The following is a 21097-nucleotide window of genomic DNA, read 5'->3' as shown; positions in this document are numbered from 1 at the left end:
AGAGAATTAGGAAGGCATAAACCTTTTTAGAGAAGCAAACCCTTTAGATAAGGAGTTGAATTGAATGTTTAAAAAGGATAATTCCCGAACAGAACACACTAGAGACCCTCTAAAAGAAAATTTTGCTGGTCGTACGAAAACTGTTTCAGGCGATTCAGTGGATAAACTTAGAAATCTTGAAGAAGCCAACACGTTAATTAGCGGAGATGAGATTCAACAGCAAAATGAAAATCTTTAGAAAGGCGGTTAAATTATATGGGAATGATTGATATAGTTAATGCTAAACCGGGTGATGAAGTTTATATTATTTATCGGAATCCTACTTTTTTAACTGCCGCAAATATTAAAGCAGCCGAAATTGTCCAACATCCAAATAACCCTGATAACTTAGCGTTATATCTTAATGAGAAATTTCTTGACCTTGAAGAGGATGATGCACTTTTTAGCAGCTCTGATGCAGCAAAAAAGGCATATGATACACATTTTTTTGATTTTGGTGAATAAGAAAAGACTGTCATTTATCTATGACAGTCTTTACAAATATATAAATTCTTAAATTTGCGGAAGTTCTCTCATTTCCTGTAGCATTTCATTGCCACACATTGGGCAGAGTAAGTCATCTGCCACAAAATCTTTCCTCATCCAACCTATACACGCTTCATCTATACAAGAATAGATTTCAGTATCAACCAAGATTGTTTCAATTTCTTCTTCTTTAGCTCTTTTACCGTAAAAAATGGGAACCGCCTCCTTTTTTATTAGTATGCACAAAAAAGTGGCTTTTCATTTCCATAAATTCCATAGGAGTTGGAAAAATAATGTTTACAAATAAAAACCCATACACAATTGTTGGAACGGATATCGAAGAAGTTAAGAGGTTAAATAGCCAATCAGGCTTAAGTTATAATGAAGTCAAGAAGCTACTTGCAGAAATGTACCTTGATAATAAAAAAGAAAAGTAGAGATTTTTTCTATTTGAATTTTAAAAAAACTAAAGCCTTCCTGTTAAATGGAAGGCTTTAGTTTTTCTATATGAAATAAGGAATTAGATATGGTACGATAAACGAAATTAATAAGGCGGCAATTCCCATTGCTGCTCCAGCAACAGCTCCCTGAATTTCTCCCTCCTTGACTGCTTCAGCTGTGCCAATTCCATGTGCTATCGTCCCGATTGATAAGCCTCGAGCAAAAGGATGATGAATTTTAAACATAGTCAGAAGCTTTGGACCAAACATAGCTCCAATCATTCCAGTAAGAATAACAAAAGCAACGATGAGTGATACGTTAGCTTTTATTATTTTCCCTATTTCTGTTGCAACTGGGACCGTAACTGACTTTATCGTTAACGAAAGAAGTAGCATTTTAGAGAAATAGAAGCATTTAGCAATAACTAGGGCAGTGGTAATCGTTGTAAATGACCCAATTAAAAGTCCAACACAAGCAGCAACCCTATACTTTGCAATCAAATTCCGATTTTTATAGATTGGCACTGCTAAGGCTACTGTTGCTGGACCGAGCAGGTAAGTCATAATTTTTTTAGCAGGAATATATTCACGATAAGTAATATGTGATCCTACTAGCAGGATAATAATGATGAATGTACTTAAGAATACTGGGCTCGTTAAAGGGGAGGAATACTTTTGGCCAAACCCACGAGATAGTTTATAGACAGCAATTGTTAGGAAAATACTATAAACTGTGATCATGATAATTCACTTTCACCTTTTCTTTTTTCATAATCACTGATTGGGTGGCTTTACCTGCCGATAAAAGTCCAATAAAAGTACTTGTTACAAGGACAAATAAGATAATGACGCCCTTATGTATGAAGATAGGCCCCAATGTCATTAATCCTACGGCAATAGGAATGAAAAAAAAGCTTAAATGTTTTAATAACCATGTGGTCGCTACGTCTATTTGTTCGACTTTTATTACACCTGTCCAGAGTAAAACTAAAAGGAGTAGTATACCTATAACATTTCCTGGTATTTGCAAATGAAGAATTCGTGCAATTTGATTTCCAATCTGATAAATCACAATTAATATCAATATTTGACTAGAAAATGTCAGCACTTTTTTCACTAAATCCCCCTCCTTTTCTCTGGAATAAAAAAGTATAATCGGCAATATTCTAAATTTTTTTAAAATATAATCAATAATACTACAGTATAAAGGAATCACTTTAAATTTGCACTAACTTTTGTTCACAAAATATCCATATCTTTTTTCGAATAACTTCTTTATCTTAATGGTAGGAGGGATACATATGAAAAAGATCTATTTAATATGCAGTCTTACTGTGTTTATTGGGATTGCAGCAGGAATTTCTTTCTCATTCGCGATGCAAATGCGAAAATACCTGCAGAAGTTACCTTGATAGACCAAAACGGTGATTCATATAATTTTGGTAAGGATCATACCAAATTAAAACTTGTTGAATTCATCTACACTCATTGTCCTGATATTTGTCCAACAACCACCGAAAAAATGATTGACTTGAAAAAGGATTTTGAAAAGATTGGTGTTTTTGGTAAGGATATTGAATTTTTAACAATTACCATCGATCCATATCGAGATACTCCCGAGATATTAACTAGTTATATGCAGGGGTTTGAGATAGAGAATAACAAACAATGGTTATTCTTAACAGGAGACAAGCAAAACATAAAAAGGGACCGCCAAGAAATGAAAAAGGTTGCGGATGCGATGCAATTTCAATTTAAAGATCCTGGCAATGGTCAATTCATCCATTCAACCTTTACCTTCCTGGTTGATGAAAACAATAAATTCATCGACAAGTTTCCCATGGGAAAAGACTTTAATAAAAAAGAAGTTTATGACACAGTAATGGATAAATTAGACTAAACAAAAAAGCGATTAGTCCACTTGGGATTAATCGCTTTTTATTACTTTTTTCTTTAATTCACGGATGAAGGGTATTTTTTTATTTGCTGTAAAGACAAAAGGTAATTAGACTTTGGTTTTGTTAAACTCGCTTTTATTCCGGCCTTTTTTAACTTGTTAACGAGTTCAGTAAGTTGATTTTTTGTCATTTTTCTCACACCTTCTTTTACTTGCTTCATATCCCAATTCTACATCAAAAATATGAATAAAGTGTGAAATCAGAGAAATTTTTTTAGAAAATTTTTCTTTTAAAAAGAACTTCATCTGAAAGAATTCGCTCTTCTACTATTTTAATGGTATAATCAGTAGATATTTTGTTCTTGGAGGATGTTTTAAATATGATTACTGTAAGTAACGTAGGTTTAAGATATGGAGACCGGAAATTATTCGAAGATGTAAACATTAAATTTAATCCTGGTAATTGCTACGGACTAATTGGTGCAAATGGTGCGGGAAAATCAACCTTTTTAAAAATTCTATCTGGTGAAATTGAAGCACAAACAGGAACTGTTCAGCTCGGACCTAACGAACGGATGGCTGTGTTAAAACAGAACCATTTTGAATATGAAGAGTACGAAGTATTAAAGACTGTCATTATGGGTCATACGAGACTTTACCAAGTTATGCAGGAAAAAGACGCTATATATATGAAGGAAAACTTCACGGATGAAGACGGTATGAAGGCTGCTGAGCTTGAGGGTGAATTTGCCGAATTAAACGGTTGGGAAGCAGAACCAGAAGCAGCTATTCTTCTAAAAGGCCTAGGCATAGGTGAAGATCTTCATTATAAGAAAATGTCAGAGATCACGGGGTCAGAAAAAGTAAAAGTGCTGCTTGCACAAGCTTTATTCGGCAGACCAGACGTTTTACTTCTCGATGAGCCTACAAACCACTTAGATATCAAAGCAATTCAATGGCTCGAGGATTTTTTAATTAACTTTGAGAATACCGTCATTGTTGTATCCCATGACCGTCACTTCCTAAATAAAGTTTGTACACATATTGCCGATTTAGATTTCGGGAAAATTCAAGTCTATGTTGGTAACTATGATTTCTGGTATGAATCAAGTCAATTAGCTACAAGATTAACTTCAGACGCTAATAAAAAGAAGGAAGAAAAAATCAAGGAATTACAAGCCTTTATTGCACGCTTTAGTGCCAATGCTTCGAAGTCTAAACAAGCCACTTCTAGGAAAAAGTTACTGGATAAAATTACGCTTGATGATATTCGACCTTCTTCACGTCGTTATCCTTTTGTTGGCTTTACGCCAGACCGAGAAATTGGGAATGATTTGTTACGCGTTGAGGGATTAACAAAAACCATTGATGGTGTAAAGGTTCTTGATAACGTTAATTTTATTGTTAATAAGGGTGATAAAATTGCTCTTGTTGGAACAAACGAAGCTGCTAAGACGGTACTGTTTAAAATTCTTATGGGCGAAATCGAAGCAGATAGTGGTACCTTTAAATGGGGAATTACTACTTCTCAAGCGTATTTCCCGAAGGATAACTCCGAGTATTTTGAAAACAGTGACTTAAACCTAGTGGATTGGCTTCGTCAATTCTCACCTAAAGATGACAGCGAGAGCTTTTTACGTGGATTTTTAGGAAGAATGCTTTTCTCTGGTGAAGAAGTACTGAAAAAAGCAAGTGTCCTTTCAGGGGGAGAAAAAGTTCGTTGTATGCTTTCAAAAATGATGTTAAATGGAGCGAATGTCCTCCTTCTTGATGAGCCAACTAACCATTTAGACTTAGAATCGATCACCGCTCTTAATAATGGACTAATTAACTTTAAGGGCTCGTTGCTTTTTGCATCCCATGACCATCAATTTATCCAAACAATCGCCAATCGAATTTTCGAATTAACACCAAAAGGCTTAGTAGATAAGCAAATGAGTTATGATGAATACCTTGAAAATGATGATATTCAGAAGCAAGTTGCACAGATGTACCAATAAATAATTAGACGGCACCCACGGTCTGTAACGTGAGTGCCTGTTTTATTAGCTTTTTTTCTGTTTTCTTCTTGATGATGGTTCAGTCCGTGAACCTGTTTCGGTTGTAGTTGTTCCCTGACCTTCTACTTGCGGGGAAGCCAACCCGATTGTCGATGGATCCTTTTTACGTTTTCCCATTTTTGTACACCTCCCCTATTAGTTTTTGGATGATTATAGCTACTTATTCCGAATAATTACGGTAAAGTTAGGCAAGATAATTTAGAGGAGGAGGTGTTTTGTATGGCAAAAATTGGTGTGGAACAATCTCTTGCACAAGTTCAACAGGCTTTACGTGAAAAAGGACATGATGTGATTGAATTAAAGCAAGAGTCGGATGCTCAGAATTGTGATTGCTGTGTGGTTACAGGACTAGATTCTAATGTAATGGGTATGCAGGATACCTTTACAAAAGGATCAGTTATAGACGCAAACGGCCTGTCTGCTGATGAAGTATGTCAACAAGTCGAAAGTAGACTACAATAATCAGGTTATTTTTCAAAGACTAAAGGATTTACTTTAGTCTTTTTTTTGTTTCTATTCTTTAATGATTAAATCAATTTGCTATAATGATTTATGAATGAAGATGTTTGAAAGGACGAATTACATGAAAAAAAAAGGTTTGATATGGTTTTTTATCGTAATTTTGGTGTTTCTGCCCGCATGTTCAACTAAACTTCCAGAAAAAGATATCAAGCAGGCTAAGAAAATTGAAATTACAATTTCTGCAGCGGTAAGCCTTGACAGTGCTTTAATGGAAATTAAGACTCAATTTGAAAAAAGAAATAAACAAATTGCTATACTATATAACCTTGGAGGATCCGGTGCTTTAAAACAACAAATTATTCAAGGGGCCCCAGCAGATATTTTCATCTCTGCCTCTAAAAATCATTTTGACGAACTAGCAATAAAGGGCTTAATTGATGAACAGAAACAAACGGATTTATTGAGCAACCAAATCGTATTAATTACAAATAAAAGCAAACCAGCACCGTTAACCAATTTTAAAGATTTAAATAAAAGCGGTATAAAGAAAGTGGCCATAGGGACTCCTGCAACTGTACCAGCAGGAATGTATGCAAAACAAACACTGCAGAAACTCGATATTTGGGACAGATTACAATCAAAAATAATTCAAACAAAAGATGTTCGCCAAGTACTTACCTATGTAGAGACAAATAGTGTTGATGCTGGCATCGTCTATATGACAGATCTAAAAGGTTCTGATAAAGTAAAGGTTGTTACTGTCGCTGATGAACAATCTCACGAACCAATTATTTATTCTGCAGGTATAATAAAGTCATCTGTTAAAAAGAAAGAGGTTTCCCTATTTTATGATTATTTACAAACTCCTAGGGCACGAGCGATATTTAAAAAATATGGTTTTAAAGTATTGGATTGATCTTTTTGATGCAAAGTGAATTCTGGTCCCCCATTATTTTATCGCTAAAGGTTGCGTCTATTTCTGTTACCTTGGTGTTTGTGTTTGGAATCTTATTTGCTAGATTACTATCAAAAGGACTTTTTAGGGGAAAAATGCTCATTGAAATTTTTCTTTTGCTTCCTATCGTATTGCCCCCTACAGTGATTGGATTTTTACTGATATTCTTTTTTGGTGGGAATAGTCCGGTTGGATCAATAATAAATAAACTATTTGATAGTTCCATTATGTTTACACCTTTTGCTGCGGTGATTGCTTCAACCATTGTTGCTTTTCCCTTAATGTACCAAACGGTAAAGATTGGTTTTCAATCTGTTGATAAGGGAATAGAAGAAGCAGCAAGAGTTGATGGTGCAAACGAACTGAATGTATTTTTACTTGTAACCCTGCCATTATCTACAAGATCAATTATTACGGGCCTTATCCTTAGTTTTGCAAGAGCACTAGGTGAATTCGGAGCAACCTTCATGTTCGCCGGCAATATTCCCGGAAAAACACAAACTGCTCCCACCGCCATTTATATAGCCATGGAATCTGGGAACATGAATTTAGCCTGGCTTCTAGTCATATCGATGATTATTATCTCGTCCTTAATGTTACTTGCCACCAATGTAACACAAAAATAGCCATGAAAAGGTTTCATCCTTTCCGTGGCTTTTATGATAAGATTAGTATTTTTTTATGAATTTCTTCCTTACACCTATAAAAATTCCCGCAAATGCGATGATAATGATCCCATATATCGCATTAAAATGGGAAACCTGTTGTTTCTTCACACTAACTTTTTCACTTTTAATGGAAACCTTCTCAGGAATTGGCTCCTTATATTTTAGTGTAACTAACTGGACAACTTGTCCGTTATTATTTTTTATCGATAGTTTTCCCTCACTATTTACCTCTTTAGTAGCTCCATTAATAGCCTCTGTTACTAAGGTATCCATTTCAGGACAAAATTCTTTATTATCCTTTTTGTAAATTTCATCTTGCTTTAATATTGAATGCTGAAAGTTCTTAAAACCATAATCAAACAAACGGGCTGTATCATCATATTTCTCTCTTTGTTGTTCAGAATTTAAAACGACTGCTGTCAACCCTAATTTGGCATTTCTAGCTGTAGTAGCCAGAGTTTGTTTTGCCTCCCTTGTATACCCTGTTTTGCCGCCAGTTATTCCTGGATAAGCTAACTCTCCTTTAAGCATGCGGTGATGGGTTAGGATATTCGTTTTCCAAGATTGCCCCTCCCATTTGAGGACTTTTGTTCCAAAGATGTCAGCAAAAATGGGATTCTTAATTGCATAATTAGTTATTATTGCTAAATCCATTGCTGTCGTATAGTGGTTTTTATCAAACAAACCGTTGGGATTGATAAAATGGGTGTTCTTGACGCCAATCGTTGATTTTAAATACCCATTCAAATGAACAGCAAACTGCTCGACACTTCCATCTAAATGTTCCGCAATTGCTACAGCTGCATCATTTCCGGAATTAATTAGCATGCCTTGGATCAATTTCTTTAAAGGGATCTTTTCCCCTTCATCTAAATATACCCTTGTTCCATCTTGTCTAACTGCATTACCACTAACAGTTACGATACTGTCCAAGTTTCCCTTTTCAATTGCATAGATTGCAGTTGCTATTTTCGTTAGACTTGCAGGGTACATTCTTTGATTGGCATTTTTCGCAAAGAGAATAGCACCTGTATCTGAATCTAACAGAACAGCCCCCTTACTTTTCAGTTCTATTTGACCATTTATTGCCGCAAAGGTGTTTAAATGGTTAGAACAAATAAGTAGGATAAAAATAATCACCGATATAAACTTTTTCACTAGATAACACCCAACTTTTACATTATTTCCTAATTAATATTACCAGATAGTTTTGCAAAATAATAGTTTCAAAATAGAAATTATAAATTAAAGTTCAATTATAGAAAAAAAGAAAAGCCGGCAGGTATCTTCCGCCGGTACTAGTTCTAATTTCGTTTTTTTGATATCAATAAAGTTATTTGAGCCATTATTAAAGGTAATGACGATTTTCTGCGATAAGCCAAGTATTTAGGCTCCCAAATGTTTGTATATTTCTGCTTGAATTTTCTCAGACCTTGGAAATGATAAATAAAGTGTCCGTGCAGGAAAATTTGCGCAGCAATTTTCTCGCCTAGAAAGGAAAACCTTGATAATCCTACATTCGCAAGTGGGGCCATCCCCATATTAAAGCGGCCGTACCCTTGTTCCTTTGCCCAATCAAATAAACAGAGGAAGAGATAATCAACAGTACCTGATGATACTTCGGGTCTAAATCTCATTAAATCAACAGATATCGTCTGATAGTCATCGTAAACATACATAATGCTCATAAAGCCAAGTGTTTGCATATTTTCATCTTTTAAAATGGCAATCGGCGCCTTATTTAAATATTCTTCATCAAAGAACCCCAAAGAAAAACCCTTCTCAGTTCGCCCTAGAAGCCACTCATTAGAAATTTCTCTAAGTTCTTCCACCAGCCCTGGTGAAAATGGAGGGCCAACTACTTCAAAAGAATAGTTTGCTCGAGCAAATTTATTTCTTAATGTCCGTAAGCCCTTCATTTTGTTTCCTGAAAGGGAAAAATTCTTCAGATCAACAAACGCCTCTTCACCCAATTTAAAAAAAACAAAGCCATGGCCGTGGAGATACGGAAGCATATCGTCACTTACCTGATAAAAAACAGGAGTAAAACCATGTAAATCGGCTATTTCCTGAAATTCCTCAATTGCATTTGATAATTCGTTTTTTTCCCCAATCGGGTCGCCGAGAATAACTAACTTGTCTGCATATTGTTGATAGGATAATAAAACATTCTTTTTACTGTTCCAAAAGATTAATTTGTCATGTAAAAAAATTAAATGGGAAAGTACCTTTCCTTGATACTTGGTTAAATGAGCAATAATTTCTTTATCTCGACCATTGGACCTCTCCAATGACCACTTTTTAGGCAAGCTGATTAAATAGCCAAACATAAGTATTAATAAAGCAATGACAAGTCCTATAACAGCACTCGTAAATAAATCCCGATAATCGACAATTACATAAGGCAAAAGCTTGGAAGGGATTTCTATTTTTGAGATCGGTAGGTTTGCATACCCTATTAAGAGATACATTGCAGTAATCATTAGAATAATCGTAATATCAAAGATCGTTTTTCCCCATGTCAGTACATAACTCTCACGATAAAATTGACCTTTTGACATCCTAAGTAAAAGGGCGACGATAATTAAAAATATCGCTTCCTCATAATCAATCCCTTTAAAAATAGAGAACAATGCCGCTAGAATTAGAGCGAACATTGTTAACTCATACGCTCTCTTCACACTATATTCAATTCCTCGAGATAATCCTAGTAACAAGAACCCTGCAGCCACCGATAATTGGTGTGATACGTTAATGATTGGAAACGACAAAAGCTCCTGGGCTACCTTTAGTCTGGACATAATTCCAGGGATACTTGCAGATAAAAGCAAGATTAAACCTGATAAAAAAACAAGCATCGTTAACAAGACATGACTAAATCCTTGGACAACAGCTTTAGGAAGATCATTCCAGGTTTGGTTCCATTTTTCCCAATAAAGCTTAACAAAGAATACAAGGCTTAAAAGGAATGGTAAAAAATAATACCCAATCCGATAAAATAAAAGCAAAACAAGCACTTTTTCTTCGGGAATAAATAACTCTTGCATCCCCCAAATAAACACTAAATCAAAGGACCCTAGCCCTCCTGGAATCATACTAATGATGCCTGCACAAGCAGCTACAATATAGACAGGAAATAGACTTTCTGCAGTAATTGAAATCCCTAAAATCTTGCATAAGATCAAAATTGCAAAAAAGACCGCGAGCCATTCGATAATTGAAACCAAGATAAGCTTCAAAGTAATTTTTGTACTTAATAGTGACTGACTGCCCTTATTTGACTTAATCATATGGATGATTATAAAAATCGGTAAGTATAAACCGACCCCAAGAACTGCAAAATAGAGCCATCTTGTATCAACAAATAGTGGAAAATTTCGATGTTTTATTATAACGATCCATGATAAAACTGATACCCCAGTTAAATAAAATAAGGATACAGAAGCAATAACCCCCAAAAGCCTTCGCTTGTCCTGTTCGAGCTTATGAAAGAAGTACGTCCTTAACATTCCCCCTATTAATCCACCGAAGCCGATTAAATTTGAAAAGGAATTCGCAATGAATGATTGTTCCAAAAGATCCCGAATTGGGACTTTCAATTTTAATATCCTGACTAATATCACATCATATAGCAACATTGGTAAAACAGCGACAAAGGTAATTGCTATTATTAATAGAAGAAGTCCGATATTAAGATGATTTAGTTCATCCTTCAGTAACTGCATATTTAAGTTTTGGGTGAATTTTTTTATTTCAATAATTGCAAAGATTAACAGTAACAACGGGAAAATAAATTTAGCGATTTTTAAAATCTTTTCTTTTCGAATCCCCAACAAGCTAACCACCTAATTTTTCAGCTAATTCAACCTAGTCTCCGCAAGTGTTCTTTTAATTCCTGATTTTACTATAAACTTTTCTATAGGAAAAACAAAGAAATATTTCCTCACATTGCTGGGTATTAATACTCATTGTAGACATTTTTTTAAATGTTCAACCATCGATAGAGGATCAAGAGTAAAGAGATTTATTTATCAAAAAAAGTACAAAAATAATAAAAAAGAGACAAGTTTGCTCACCTAATAGGCATATGAATAAAGTAGGACAAATATACGAGGGGGTAGCAAATGAAATTTGTAGTATTTAAAAAAGAAACACTACTATTTTTTGCAGCTATTGGTGTTGTACTTGTTTCGCTATCGGCATGGTTCATGTTAAAAGCTGGAGATACAACTGTCTTTAATCAGCAAGGAAAAGCAAAAATCCGTGAAATTCACATGGTCACTGCGGAATTCAGTACAAAAATGAAAAATGGAAAAGAAATGGAGGCTTACCGCTGGGATCCTGGTACAGTTTTCTTAGAAAAAAACGAAAAAGTAAGGTTATTTATTAATGGGATTAACGGTGAAGAGCATCCTTTTTATATAGAAGGAACAAAAATAAAAGGGATAGTGAAAAAAGGAGAAGAAACCATTGTTCCGCTCCAGTTTGAAAAAGAGGGAACCTATCGATTGATTTGTGAGATTCATTCAGACCGGTCACAAAATGGCCCAATGATTGCTTATATTGTGGTAGATTAACGCAGGAGATCTCTCTCCTGCTTTTTTTATTCCAATTGTAGTTCTGTTTTATTAATTAATACCATTGACACCTTGTTATTATTGGATTTTTTCTATATAACAGTTTGTCTGTTACCCTTAATAATTATAGTACAGTTTATATTTCTTAATCTAAATGTCAGAACTAATCAGCCTATGATAATGAAAAATATCCCTTTAAATCAGACTTCACAAAACCTTAACAATTAGTTACTACTATACGTACCTTTTTTCACAATACATCTGTTATACTCTATTCATAAAGTAAATACCAAAACTGTTATATAGCTTTTATAAAAAATATGAGGTGAAATATGATGGAACAATGGAATGGATTTACCAAAGGTGCATGGTCAAAAGAAGTTAACGTTCGCGATTTTATCCTAAAAAACTTTACTCCTTTTGAAGGAGATGACTCGTTCTTAGCAGGTCCAACTGAAGCAACCACTAAACTTTGGGATCAAGTAACGGAATTAACAAAGCAAGAGCGGGAAAATGGCGGAGTATTGGATATGGACACAGAAACCGTTTCTACTATTACATCTCATGGTCCTGGATATCTTAATGAAGATCTTGAAAAAATAGTTGGTGTACAAACTGATAAACCTTTTAATCGTTCTATGCAGCCATTTGGTGGCATTCGCATGGCGAAAGCAGCTTGTGAGGCTTATGGTTACGAATTAAACCCTGAAATTGAAAAAATCTTTACAGAGTTCCGTAAAACTCACAACCAAGGTGTCTTCGATGCCTATACCGATGAAATGATGCTTGCACGTAAAGCTGCAATCATAACTGGACTTCCTGATGCATATGGCCGCGGTCGTATTATCGGTGATTACCGTAGGGTTGCCCTTTATGGTGTTGATTTCTTAATCCAAGAAAAGCACAAGGATCAAAAGAACACAAGCAAAGTAATGACTGAAGTTAACATGCGTCTTCGCGAGGAACTCGCTGAACAAATTCGTGCGTTAAAAGAACTGAAGGAAATGGCAAACAGCTATGGATTTGATATCAGCCAGCCTGCTAAAAATGCTGCTGAAGCATTCCAGTTTGTGTATTTTGGTTACTTAGCAGCGATCAAGGAACAAAATGGTGCTGCGATGAGCCTTGGTCGTGTATCAACGTTCTTAGATATTTACGTAGAAAGAGACTTACAAAACGGTACATTAACTGAAGAAGCTGTGCAAGAAATTGTTGACCATTTTATTATGAAACTTCGTCTCGTTAAATTTGCGCGGACACCAGATTATAATGAATTATTCAGCGGTGACCCTACATGGGTAACTGAGTCAATTGGCGGTATGGCAAATGATGGTCGTTCTCTTGTAACGAAAAACTCTTTCCGTTTCCTTCATACATTAGATAATTTAGGTGCTGCACCAGAACCAAACTTAACGGTTTTATGGTCACCGCAGTTACCTGAGAACTTTAAAAAGTATTGTGCAAAAATGTCAATCAAAACTAGCTCCATTCAATATGAAAACGATGATATTATGCGTCCAGAATATGGCGATGACTACGGGATTGCCTGCTGTGTATCCGCTATGGAAATTGGTAAGCAGATGCAATTCTTCGGAGCTCGTGCAAACCTAGCAAAAGCACTTCTTTACTCCATTAACGGCGGTGTTGATGAAAAATTAAAAATCCAAGTTGGACCACAATATCAGCCAATTACTTCTGAAGTATTAAATTATGAAGAAGTCATGCAAAAGTTTGATCTTATGATGGAATGGCTTGCTGGTCTTTATATTAACACGTTAAATGTAATTCACTATATGCATGATAAGTACAGCTATGAAAGAATTGAAATGGCGTTACATGATACCAAGATCCTTCGCACAATGGCAACTGGTATTGCTGGCCTATCTGTTGTGGCTGACTCACTTAGTGCCATTAAATATGGTGAAGTTAAGGTAATCCGTGATGAAAATGGTCTTGCGGTTGATTTTGAAACGAATGGAGACTTCCCTAAATACGGAAACAACGATGACCGTGTGGATGCGATTGCTGTTGAAGTTCTTAAAACCTTTATGAAAAAGCTTCGCAAGCACCAGACTTACCGTGACTCTGTTCATACACTTTCAGTCTTGACGATTACATCAAATGTGGTATATGGTAAGAAAACTGGTAACACACCTGATGGCCGTCGAATGGGAGAACCATTTGCACCAGGGGCTAACCCAATGCATGGACGTGACACAAAAGGAACATTAGCTTCCCTTTCTTCTGTTGCAAAACTTCCTTACAACTATGCAATGGATGGAATTTCAAATACCTTCTCAATCGTGCCTAAAGCTTTAGGTAAAGAAGAAGAAAGCCAAGTGCGCAACCTAGTATCCATCCTAGATGGATATGCTATCAAATCAGGTCATCACTTAAATGTTAACGTCTTTAATAGAGAAACATTAATTGATGCAATGGAACACCCAGAGCTTTATCCACAATTAACAATCCGTGTATCTGGTTATGCAGTAAACTTTATTAAATTAACAAAAGAACAGCAATTAGACGTTATTAATCGTACTTTCCACGAATCATTATAAGGACAAAAGGCGGAAGTGCCCGTTTAGCGGCGTATGGACTGGAGCTCTCCGCCTGAGATAAAGGAAACACGGAGAGCGTAGCGATTCGATGTTGACTTATCGTAGGGCGGAGAGCGAAGTCCACTAGCCGCTGGGCGCTGGAGCTGGATTCAGAGAACAAGTTTAGTGTTTTCCAGAAATAATTATTTTGTAATTTCCTGAGCCCTTTTTATCGGGCTCCTATTAAATTAAAGGGGGATCATCATCATGAACGGAAATATTCATTCAATCGAAACATTAGGGACAGTCGACGGACCAGGGATCCGATATGTAATTTTTACACAAGGCTGTCTATTAAGGTGCCAGTTTTGCCATAATGCTGATACTTGGGAAATCGGCAGCGGCAAAGAAATGGCTGTTTCCGATATCATGGATGATCTAATGTCTTACCTCCCCTTCATTCAATCGTCGGGTGGCGGTATTACAGTAAGCGGTGGAGAACCACTGTTGCAAATTCCTTTCTTAATAGAATTGTTCAAGGAATGCAAAAAGAAAGGGATTCATACTACCATTGATTCTTCTGGTGGCTGTTTCTCCCATTCCAAGCTTTTTATTGAACAGCTTGAAGAACTCTTACAGTATACTGACTTAATCCTTCTCGATTTGAAGCATATTAACCGAAAAAAACATATCCAGTTAACTGGAATGGCCAACGATCATATTCTTGAATTTGCAACATTTTTATCAGACCATCAAGTTCCGGTTTGGGTACGCCATGTGCTTGTCCCTACGGTTACGGATGATCCTGGAGATCTGGAAAAACTCGGTGAATTTATCGGAACGCTTAAAAATGTCCAAAAGATTGAAATCCTGCCGTATCACAAGCTCGGTGTTTATAAATGGGAAGCTCTAGGACTTGAATATCAACTAAACTCTGTCGAACCACCTACAGAGGAAAAAGTCGAGTTTGCTTATAAAATGATAACTGCAAACTGGAAGGCACCGATTGGACACTGATTCACTTCTGAATCAGTGTTTTTTTAAGAACTTATTAGTCCAATTAGTAATGTCTTCAAAATATGGTATAATCACAATTATTAAATTGATTCTTTACCCTTTCTCCTATATACTCATATCATTGACAATTAAGTGAGGTGATAATTTTTGTTTCAATTGCTTATAGATATATCAGATATCAATGCCCTAAATGCCCTTTACGTCAGTATTTATTTAGGAATTACTTTAAAATTCTTATGGGCTTGGAGTGTGGAATATTCTTTTCTTGGCTCCTTATCTAATCAAGCAAGGACAGAAATTATTCACCCATTGGCATTTTACCGTAAGAAAAGTTGTTTAAATGGAAGCTATATTCTGAAAAGAATTGTTATATATTTTCGTAGAAAAGAATATTCTCAGGATGATACTGAAGAGCCTATTTCCTTCCTCTATACTTAACAATATATTTACAACATTCTAGGAGGAAATATGAAAACAAAACGATCTTCACTACTATTATTCTCACTACTTGGCTTAATAACATTATTACTATCGGCTTGTTCATCTCAAACACAAAAAGGAACTAACAATACTGGATTTTTCCAACATTATGTTGTCAATCCTTTTTCTGTATCTATCCATTCCGTTGCTGAATTCTTTAACGGAAATTATGGTTTGGCCATAATTATTGTTACAATAGTTATCAGACTAGCGTTAATGCCGTTAATGCTCAGACAGTATAAAAATCAAATGGGTATGAAGGAAAAGATGGATGTATTAAAACCCGAAATGGACGTTATTCAAGCAAAGATGAAAACAGAAAAGGATCCTAAGAAAAAGCAAGAACTACAAGCGGAAATGATGGGCCTATATAAAAAGCACGGGGTAAATCCATTAAATATGGGCTGTTTGCCATTGCTCATTCAAATGCCTATTCTTACTGGCTTCTATTATGCGATTCGCGGTTCAGAAGAAATTAAAACCCACGAGTTTTTATGGTTTAGTCTCGGAAATCCAGACATTATTATTACAATCATTGCCGGGGTTATTTACTACTTTCAGTTTAAAGTTTCCCAGTCCAATATGCCAACAACACAGCAAGACCAAATGAAATACATGGGTTTGCTATCTCCATTAATGATTGTCATGTTTTCTTTTAATGCACCAGCTGCCCTGCCTCTTTATTGGGTAGTTGGCGGTACATTCCTAATTGTACAAACTATGATTAGCAAAAGTCTTTATCAGATAAATAAAACACCAAAAGTCCAAGTCAAACAAAAATAATCAGATTGTAAAAAAGAAGCATCCTTTGATGCTTCTTTTTTTAGATCCACCTTCCTAACAATAGCCCACAAAAGGCGAGAATGATTCCTATCGTGAAACTGCTTAGCAAATAGCTGTAATAAAGCTTTTTCTTTTTTTCCCTTTTAAGTTTTACCGATTCAAGCATTAATGTCGAAAAAGTCGTAAATGACCCCATAAATCCAATACCTATTAAGGAATATAATGACCCTTTTACATTCAGCCCGAGGAGTAACCCCAATAAAAAAGCACCAATTAAATTGACTGTTAGGGTAGCCGAGGGAAAGCCCGTTTTATTTTGGTTTCTGCTAATCGCAAAGCGGCTAATTGCTCCAAAAAAACCACCAATTGAAACAAATATAATCTCAATCATATAAGTCTCCTCGATTTTTTTGCTTGTTCACTAAGTAACATTCCTGCCTTAGCCAAAAATAGACCTCCAAATAAACTAACAATTAAATAAAGGAAGCCAAATATGTATTTTCCTGTTTCGAGTAAATGAACCGTTTCAAAGCAAAAAGTTGAAAAGGTAGTATACGAACCAATGACACCAGTGGTAAGTGCGGTAAACAAATACGGATGAAGCTTATTGGAACTAACAAAATGATTTGTCATAAAACCCAATACAAAGGAACCTGTTAAATTTATTAAAAGGGTTCCTATTGGAAATTCTTTCCCCCATACCACTACAGCAAAAACTGATAATAAATAACGGAGCAAACTTCCAACGACTCCGCCCAATCCAACTAAGAAATAAATCAAAGCACACACCCCTAAACATTTTCCTTTTTATAATTATCAACTTAGACTGGTTAGGATAGATTTTTACAAAAATGGCAACCTAATTGTAGTACTTTGACAAAGGAGTGTTAATACAACATGAGAAACAGCTTATTCGTCATTGCCACCCTCGTTTCGAGTCTTTATTTAACAGGTTGTGCAAAGAATAATATCGATGGTGATGTAGCAACCCGGCAACGAAATACAAATGAAATAACTAGAGTGAATTTTAATAACCCTAATCAGGTCGGACCAGCTATTTCAAGTGCAGATACTAGTGATCCGGAATTAGATCGTAACAGAAATTATAACACTATTACCAATGGACGCAATAATAACAATGTTGGAAGCAATCAAACCAATACTAGAGTAGCGGTCAAAGCTGCTGATAAAGTAAACAACTTAACTGAAGTAGACAACGCAACAGTCATTGTAAACGATAATAATGCTTATGTTGCGGCTAAATTGGACGTTTCAGCTCGTAATGAATTGACTTCAGCTATTAAAGAAAAGATTGCTCGAGCAGTTAAATCTGTTGATCGGGACATTGACAATGTTTATATTTCTGTTAATCCTGATTTTTATGATCGAATGAATACCTATTCAAGAAATATTCGAAATGGAAGACCGGTTTCAGGTTTTATCGATGAGTTTTCCGATACCATCCGCAGAGTGTTTCCTAATGCGAAGTAATATAAAGTGGGACGGGAAGTAAAATGCTTGCAAATTGACTAGGCATCTTACTCTTCACTGCAGTTTCAATTTAAGCTCAGTTCTTACATTGTCCCATTCATGACAAAGAATACTAAAAAAGACCGTGTCCCTAGTGTATCCATCGGAAATAATCCGATCTTTTCGTAATATCCCTTCCTTTACTGCTCCAATTCTAGCAATAGCTTGCTGGGACCTTTTATTTCGAGAGTCTGTTTTTAATTGAACGCGCGTGAGGTTCCAATTTTCAAAGGCATGCGTTAATAACAGGAATTTACATTCTGTATTTACCTTTGTCCGCCATACATCTGGGTGATACCATGTCGAACCAATTTCAACACTTTTATGTCGCGGGGATATGTCTAAGAATCGGGTGCTGCCAATCACTTGATATTCGTTATTTACAACGGTGAAAGTGTATTCTGATCCATTTTCTCTAGCTTTCAATGCTGCTTTAATCATTTGTTCCATTTCATTTTTCGATCGAACCTTGGTCGCCATATACGTCCAAATTTCATCGGGTTTGGCCGCTTCCCATAAGCTCTCTAAATGGTCCATACTGATTGGAATCAAATTTACATTTTCCCCTTGTAACGAAAAAAGGTTGTTCCACAATTTATCCATTATTTAATATCTCCCCTTTATTTGCCGTATCTTTACCACTTTTTCCATATAAAAAGACTGCGGGCTATGCTCCACAGTCCTGTTTATCTATACATCTTGGAAATATTCCTTGTAGAAGCCGCCTACTTTTCCAGTATTGTCAATAATGTAATAAAATTCTTCAGTCTCATTTTTCACATCATAGACTTTCCCAGCCGTTAAGGCGTTATTGACAAGGTATTTTTTTGCATCCGTGTGAACGCATTTTATTTTTTTTACTGTTTCACGATCACGCCATGATAGATGAATCATTGTTGCCACCGTTCCTTTCGATCAATGTCCAATTTCTAGTATAATCAATCGGGCCGGTTCTGTGCAACCATATCATGCGTGAATTCCAAGAGTATTAGTTTTTTATTTTCACCAATTCTAAAATATCTGTTTTTAATTTAAGAAATTTGAACTTTTTTCAAATTTTATTAATTTTGGGTTCTCAAAAAGACTGTAAACCATTACAATTATAAAAACTGAATATTCAACCCATTTACCAAGGAGGCATTCATAAAAAATGAAAATTATGAGTAATGAGCAATTGGTTGTTTCGTATCGGGATGCATTAAAGTCTGACAAGGAAAAAGAATGGATTAAGATCTTAAAGGATGAAATCAAACGGCGTGGTTTAAAACCATTTAAAAATCGTTAGCATAAACCCCATGAAAAAACCGCTGAAAGGATTCAGCGGTTTTTCAATAATAAAATTATCTTCATTTAGCTTACAGCATGTATTTATTCAAGATCACGATTGGAAATAATCTAAATTAAAGTTGGTTATTTAACTCTCTAATTGGCCGAAAGCCTAACCCATTAAGTTTTGAAGCAATTTTGTCTGCTGCATCAACAGGGTGTTCTGCAGATATTTCAAAGAATTCCCCTTCATACTCTTGTTTTGCATGGACGTAGCGTGGATCATAATAATGTTCAAGTAAAATTCGAATCATATCAGGATAATTACGATCTGTTAACGTTTGGATGAGCGATTTTTTAATGTCTGGATCTTTAACACGTCTTAACACCTTTTCAATACCATCAGAAATCTTTTCGAAATACCAGGGTTCTTCCTTGTATGGCTGTACATACTCGGCGACAAGATGCTTTACCCGTTGATTAATGGGGGTGTTGAGATTGATGTTAATACCTTGCATTCTTTTATCCATTAATTCTTCAGTTTGGACAGCTTTTCCAATTCTTTTGCTTTCCGCTTCAACCAGAAAATAATCAGCATCTTTTATTTCTTGAAGACCTTTAAATAGAAGGGAGTCAAATGTTTTTTGGTTATGACCGTCACCAAGACCAATCGTTCCAAATATCGAACCGCGATGGCCCGCCATCTCTTCAAGGTCTAAGATTGGATATCCCTTCTTTTTCAATATCTTTAATACCTCTGTTTTACCAACACCGGTCAGTCCGTGGAGGACGACTGCTTTGTTAGGAAGCATTATAGGCAATTGTTCAAGAATATAGTGGCGGTATGCTTTATAACCGCCTACGAGTCGCCAAGAATAAATTCCGGCAAACTCTAAAAATGTAACAACTGCCTTACTTCGCATTCCACCACGCCAGCAATGGATAATAAGTTCCGTATCGTCTGAAAGGCATTTTTTTATTGTTTGAAGGAGTTCAGGAATTTTAGGCGAGACAATTTCCATTGCCTTCCATTTCGCAGTCGCCGCCCCTTCTTGTTTGTAAATGGTTCCGATTACTTGTCGTTCCTCATTTGTAAATAAGGGAACATTAATTGCTCCCGGAATTGCGCCATCTTTAAACTCGATCGGTGAGCGTATATCAATGATTACTGGGTTCTTTGTCGTAAAAAGTTCTTCAACCGTCATTTCCTTCATATCATCTACGCTCCTTATAAAATTTAATATTATCTGAAAAATAACATATCTAATGAAAACAAACAAAACTTCCACAACGGGAAGTTTCAGAAAAGTAAATATCATGGGAATTTATTTTCTTAATAAAGTATAAACACCATTATACAGGAAATATCACTAGCTTTCAAGAAGCTGGGAATTCTGCTTGTTGTCCATATTTTTTCTACTAGTGAAATGGTGTACCTGTTAAATTTTCTACGGCATGACAAAACTTATTCCAATTTCCCGGAAAGCTTTCGGTTCCTTCACTCTCATAGACTTTACCTTTTGTTATAAGCTTAATAGACCAGTATTTTCCTTCAATAATTATTCCGTCTTCACTTCGATAGGTTGGCTTCCTACTCTCACAATTGAGAGTAGACTCAGATTGTCGAGAAAGAGTATTTTTCTCGGCAATTTTTTATTCTCAGCATTTAATTATTCATTGTACCTGCTAATGGGCCTGTTGATTTCCGCTCTAGGCACTTCGCTTTCCGCGGGCGTGCCGGGGAGCCTCCTCGTCGCTATGCTCCTGCGGGGTCTCCCCTGCCCCGTACTCCCGCAGGAGTCTGCGTGCCTTCCGCGGAAATCAACAGAGCTATAAAATCAATGATGCACTGCTCTTAACACAACCAAACAATAAAAAATTAAGTGGTGAAATCTAT

At 35.9% G+C, this 21097-nt stretch carries 26 protein-coding genes; 15 read left to right on the top strand and 11 right to left on the bottom strand.

Going from position 1 to position 21097, the window contains the following annotated elements; all coding sequences use genetic code 11:
- Positions 1-64: 64 nt before the first annotated feature.
- On the top strand, positions 65-238 hold the full coding sequence (locus tag J7E63_RS00130; protein WP_215009766.1) for a hypothetical protein: 174 nt from the start codon (positions 65-67) through the stop codon (positions 236-238).
- 17 nt (positions 239-255) lie between these two features.
- The gene (locus J7E63_RS00125; RefSeq protein ID WP_215009765.1) at positions 256-504 is read left to right on the top strand and encodes a transcriptional regulator SplA domain-containing protein; all 249 of its coding nucleotides are present in this window, start codon (positions 256-258) and stop codon (positions 502-504) included.
- 48 nt (positions 505-552) lie between these two features.
- On the opposite strand, the gene J7E63_RS30030 is transcribed toward J7E63_RS00125, so the two are convergent.
- The gene (locus J7E63_RS30030) at positions 553-771 is read right to left on the bottom strand and encodes a cold-inducible protein YdjO-related protein (RefSeq protein WP_251032777.1); all 219 of its coding nucleotides are present in this window, start codon (positions 769-771) and stop codon (positions 553-555) included.
- A 47-nt stretch (positions 772-818) separates the two neighbouring features.
- Between J7E63_RS30030 and J7E63_RS00115 the strand changes: the two genes are divergently transcribed.
- Positions 819-962 (top strand): hypothetical protein, encoded by a 144-nt coding sequence (locus J7E63_RS00115; protein WP_215009764.1) that lies wholly within the window; start codon positions 819-821, stop codon positions 960-962.
- Positions 963-1028: 66 nt separating this feature from the next.
- On the opposite strand, the gene J7E63_RS00110 is transcribed toward J7E63_RS00115, so the two are convergent.
- Both J7E63_RS00110 and J7E63_RS00105 read right to left on the bottom strand, forming a co-directional pair.
- The gene (locus J7E63_RS00110; protein WP_214712620.1) at positions 1029-1706 is read right to left on the bottom strand and encodes an LrgB family protein; all 678 of its coding nucleotides are present in this window, start codon (positions 1704-1706) and stop codon (positions 1029-1031) included.
- A complete protein-coding gene (locus tag J7E63_RS00105) occupies positions 1690-2082 on the bottom strand; it encodes a CidA/LrgA family protein (protein WP_215009763.1) in 393 nt (130 codons plus the stop codon). The genes J7E63_RS00110 and J7E63_RS00105 overlap by 17 nt, the downstream gene beginning before the upstream one ends.
- Before the next feature lie 291 nt (positions 2083-2373).
- On the opposite strand from J7E63_RS00105, the gene J7E63_RS00100 reads away from it, so the two are divergent.
- Complete coding sequence (locus tag J7E63_RS00100; protein ID WP_308161853.1) at positions 2374-2865, top strand: SCO family protein; 492 nt, start codon at positions 2374-2376, stop codon at positions 2863-2865.
- 377 nt (positions 2866-3242) lie between these two features.
- A complete protein-coding gene (locus J7E63_RS00095) occupies positions 3243-4862 on the top strand; it encodes an ABC-F family ATP-binding cassette domain-containing protein (protein ID WP_215009762.1) in 1620 nt (539 codons plus the stop codon).
- A gap of 45 nt (positions 4863-4907) precedes the next feature.
- Here the strand turns inward: J7E63_RS00095 and J7E63_RS00090 are convergent, their stop codons facing one another.
- Positions 4908-5039 (bottom strand): YuzL family protein, encoded by a 132-nt coding sequence (locus tag J7E63_RS00090; protein ID WP_168244763.1) that lies wholly within the window; start codon positions 5037-5039, stop codon positions 4908-4910.
- A 102-nt stretch (positions 5040-5141) separates the two neighbouring features.
- On the opposite strand from J7E63_RS00090, the gene J7E63_RS00085 reads away from it, so the two are divergent.
- The 3 genes from J7E63_RS00085 to modB all read left to right on the top strand — a co-directional run bounded on the left by J7E63_RS00085 (position 5142) and on the right by modB (position 6965).
- A complete protein-coding gene (locus J7E63_RS00085) occupies positions 5142-5384 on the top strand; it encodes a YkuS family protein (protein ID WP_026563751.1) in 243 nt (80 codons plus the stop codon).
- 121 nt (positions 5385-5505) lie between these two features.
- Complete coding sequence (gene modA / locus J7E63_RS00080) at positions 5506-6300, top strand: molybdate ABC transporter substrate-binding protein (RefSeq protein ID WP_215009761.1); 795 nt, start codon at positions 5506-5508, stop codon at positions 6298-6300.
- Between the two features lie 8 nt (positions 6301-6308).
- Positions 6309-6965, top strand: a complete 657-nt coding sequence (modB, locus tag J7E63_RS00075; protein WP_215009850.1) for a molybdate ABC transporter permease subunit — start codon at positions 6309-6311, stop codon at positions 6963-6965.
- A gap of 42 nt (positions 6966-7007) precedes the next feature.
- Here the strand turns inward: modB and J7E63_RS00070 are convergent, their stop codons facing one another.
- The gene (locus tag J7E63_RS00070; RefSeq protein WP_215009760.1) at positions 7008-8165 is read right to left on the bottom strand and encodes a D-alanyl-D-alanine carboxypeptidase family protein; all 1158 of its coding nucleotides are present in this window, start codon (positions 8163-8165) and stop codon (positions 7008-7010) included.
- Between the two features lie 146 nt (positions 8166-8311).
- Complete coding sequence (gene mprF, locus J7E63_RS00065; protein ID WP_251033283.1) at positions 8312-10840, bottom strand: bifunctional lysylphosphatidylglycerol flippase/synthetase MprF; 2529 nt, start codon at positions 10838-10840, stop codon at positions 8312-8314.
- Positions 10841-11131: 291 nt separating this feature from the next.
- Between mprF and J7E63_RS00060 the strand changes: the two genes are divergently transcribed.
- The 5 genes from J7E63_RS00060 to yidC all read left to right on the top strand — a co-directional run bounded on the left by J7E63_RS00060 (position 11132) and on the right by yidC (position 16404).
- Positions 11132-11584, top strand: a complete 453-nt coding sequence (locus tag J7E63_RS00060) for a cupredoxin domain-containing protein (protein WP_215009758.1) — start codon at positions 11132-11134, stop codon at positions 11582-11584.
- 335 nt (positions 11585-11919) lie between these two features.
- Positions 11920-14145 carry a formate C-acetyltransferase gene (gene pflB, locus J7E63_RS00055; RefSeq protein ID WP_215009849.1) on the top strand — a complete coding sequence of 742 codons (2226 nt, stop codon included), beginning with the start codon at positions 11920-11922 and terminating at the stop codon, positions 14143-14145.
- A 246-nt stretch (positions 14146-14391) separates the two neighbouring features.
- Positions 14392-15141 carry a pyruvate formate-lyase-activating protein gene (gene pflA / locus J7E63_RS00050; protein WP_215009757.1) on the top strand — a complete coding sequence of 250 codons (750 nt, stop codon included), beginning with the start codon at positions 14392-14394 and terminating at the stop codon, positions 15139-15141.
- A 147-nt stretch (positions 15142-15288) separates the two neighbouring features.
- Complete coding sequence (locus tag J7E63_RS00045; RefSeq protein WP_088088624.1) at positions 15289-15579, top strand: hypothetical protein; 291 nt, start codon at positions 15289-15291, stop codon at positions 15577-15579.
- Between the two features lie 30 nt (positions 15580-15609).
- Positions 15610-16404 (top strand): membrane protein insertase YidC, encoded by a 795-nt coding sequence (yidC, locus tag J7E63_RS00040; protein WP_168244772.1) that lies wholly within the window; start codon positions 15610-15612, stop codon positions 16402-16404.
- A gap of 40 nt (positions 16405-16444) precedes the next feature.
- Here the strand turns inward: yidC and J7E63_RS00035 are convergent, their stop codons facing one another.
- Positions 16445-16795, bottom strand: a complete 351-nt coding sequence (locus J7E63_RS00035; protein WP_215009756.1) for a fluoride efflux transporter FluC — start codon at positions 16793-16795, stop codon at positions 16445-16447.
- Positions 16792-17184: a fluoride efflux transporter CrcB gene (gene crcB, locus J7E63_RS00030; RefSeq protein ID WP_215009755.1), complete on the bottom strand. Its 393-nt coding sequence runs from the start codon at positions 17182-17184 to the stop codon at positions 16792-16794. Before crcB ends, J7E63_RS00035 begins: the two co-directional genes overlap by 4 nt.
- Before the next feature lie 117 nt (positions 17185-17301).
- Here crcB and J7E63_RS00025 point away from each other — a divergent pair, with 117 nt between their 5' ends.
- Positions 17302-17895 carry a YhcN/YlaJ family sporulation lipoprotein gene (locus J7E63_RS00025; protein ID WP_215009754.1) on the top strand — a complete coding sequence of 198 codons (594 nt, stop codon included), beginning with the start codon at positions 17302-17304 and terminating at the stop codon, positions 17893-17895.
- Positions 17896-17949: 54 nt separating this feature from the next.
- Here the strand turns inward: J7E63_RS00025 and J7E63_RS00020 are convergent, their stop codons facing one another.
- Complete coding sequence (locus tag J7E63_RS00020) at positions 17950-18537, bottom strand: GNAT family N-acetyltransferase (RefSeq protein ID WP_215009753.1); 588 nt, start codon at positions 18535-18537, stop codon at positions 17950-17952.
- 87 nt (positions 18538-18624) lie between these two features.
- On the bottom strand, positions 18625-18828 hold the full coding sequence (locus J7E63_RS00015) for a DUF6501 family protein (protein ID WP_168244777.1): 204 nt from the start codon (positions 18826-18828) through the stop codon (positions 18625-18627).
- Between the two features lie 256 nt (positions 18829-19084).
- Here J7E63_RS00015 and sda point away from each other — a divergent pair, with 256 nt between their 5' ends.
- Positions 19085-19219, top strand: coding sequence for a sporulation histidine kinase inhibitor Sda (gene sda, locus J7E63_RS00010; RefSeq protein WP_088088631.1), 135 nt, complete (start codon positions 19085-19087; stop codon positions 19217-19219).
- A 115-nt stretch (positions 19220-19334) separates the two neighbouring features.
- On the opposite strand, the gene mnmH is transcribed toward sda, so the two are convergent.
- On the bottom strand, positions 19335-20414 hold the full coding sequence (mnmH, locus tag J7E63_RS00005) for a tRNA 2-selenouridine(34) synthase MnmH (RefSeq protein WP_215009752.1): 1080 nt from the start codon (positions 20412-20414) through the stop codon (positions 19335-19337).
- Positions 20415-21097: the final 683 nt, after the last annotated feature.

This window comes from Bacillus sp. ISL-75, from assembly GCF_018613095.1.
The sequence above is the reverse complement of the archived record's forward strand: the minus strand, read 5'-3'. Positions and strand labels throughout refer to the sequence as shown.

Bases quoted from the DNA above. Each gene is read 5' to 3' on its own strand.
- J7E63_RS00130 (WP_215009766.1), top strand. From the start codon at position 65: ATGTTTAAAAAGGATAATTCCCGAACAGAACACACTAGAGACCCTCTA.
- J7E63_RS00125 (WP_215009765.1), top strand. From the start codon at position 256: ATGGGAATGATTGATATAGTTAATGCTAAACCGGGTGATGAAGTTTAT.
- J7E63_RS00115 (WP_215009764.1), top strand. From the start codon at position 819: ATGTTTACAAATAAAAACCCATACACAATTGTTGGAACGGATATCGAA.
- J7E63_RS00110 (WP_214712620.1), bottom strand. From the start codon at position 1,706: ATGATCACAGTTTATAGTATTTTCCTAACAATTGCTGTCTATAAACTA.
- J7E63_RS00095 (WP_215009762.1), top strand. From the start codon at position 3,243: ATGATTACTGTAAGTAACGTAGGTTTAAGATATGGAGACCGGAAATTA.
- J7E63_RS00090 (WP_168244763.1), bottom strand. From the start codon at position 5,039: ATGGGAAAACGTAAAAAGGATCCATCGACAATCGGGTTGGCTTCCCCG.
- J7E63_RS00085 (WP_026563751.1), top strand. From the start codon at position 5,142: ATGGCAAAAATTGGTGTGGAACAATCTCTTGCACAAGTTCAACAGGCT.
- modA (WP_215009761.1), top strand. From the start codon at position 5,506: ATGAAAAAAAAAGGTTTGATATGGTTTTTTATCGTAATTTTGGTGTTT.
- modB (WP_215009850.1), top strand. From the start codon at position 6,309: ATGCAAAGTGAATTCTGGTCCCCCATTATTTTATCGCTAAAGGTTGCG.
- J7E63_RS00060 (WP_215009758.1), top strand. From the start codon at position 11,132: ATGAAATTTGTAGTATTTAAAAAAGAAACACTACTATTTTTTGCAGCT.
- pflB (WP_215009849.1), top strand. From the start codon at position 11,920: ATGGAACAATGGAATGGATTTACCAAAGGTGCATGGTCAAAAGAAGTT.
- pflA (WP_215009757.1), top strand. From the start codon at position 14,392: ATGAACGGAAATATTCATTCAATCGAAACATTAGGGACAGTCGACGGA.
- yidC (WP_168244772.1), top strand. From the start codon at position 15,610: ATGAAAACAAAACGATCTTCACTACTATTATTCTCACTACTTGGCTTA.
- J7E63_RS00035 (WP_215009756.1), bottom strand. From the start codon at position 16,795: ATGATTGAGATTATATTTGTTTCAATTGGTGGTTTTTTTGGAGCAATT.
- J7E63_RS00025 (WP_215009754.1), top strand. From the start codon at position 17,302: ATGAGAAACAGCTTATTCGTCATTGCCACCCTCGTTTCGAGTCTTTAT.
- J7E63_RS00020 (WP_215009753.1), bottom strand. From the start codon at position 18,537: ATGGATAAATTGTGGAACAACCTTTTTTCGTTACAAGGGGAAAATGTA.
- J7E63_RS00015 (WP_168244777.1), bottom strand. From the start codon at position 18,828: ATGATTCATCTATCATGGCGTGATCGTGAAACAGTAAAAAAAATAAAA.
- sda (WP_088088631.1), top strand. From the start codon at position 19,085: ATGAAAATTATGAGTAATGAGCAATTGGTTGTTTCGTATCGGGATGCA.
- mnmH (WP_215009752.1), bottom strand. From the start codon at position 20,414: ATGAAGGAAATGACGGTTGAAGAACTTTTTACGACAAAGAACCCAGTA.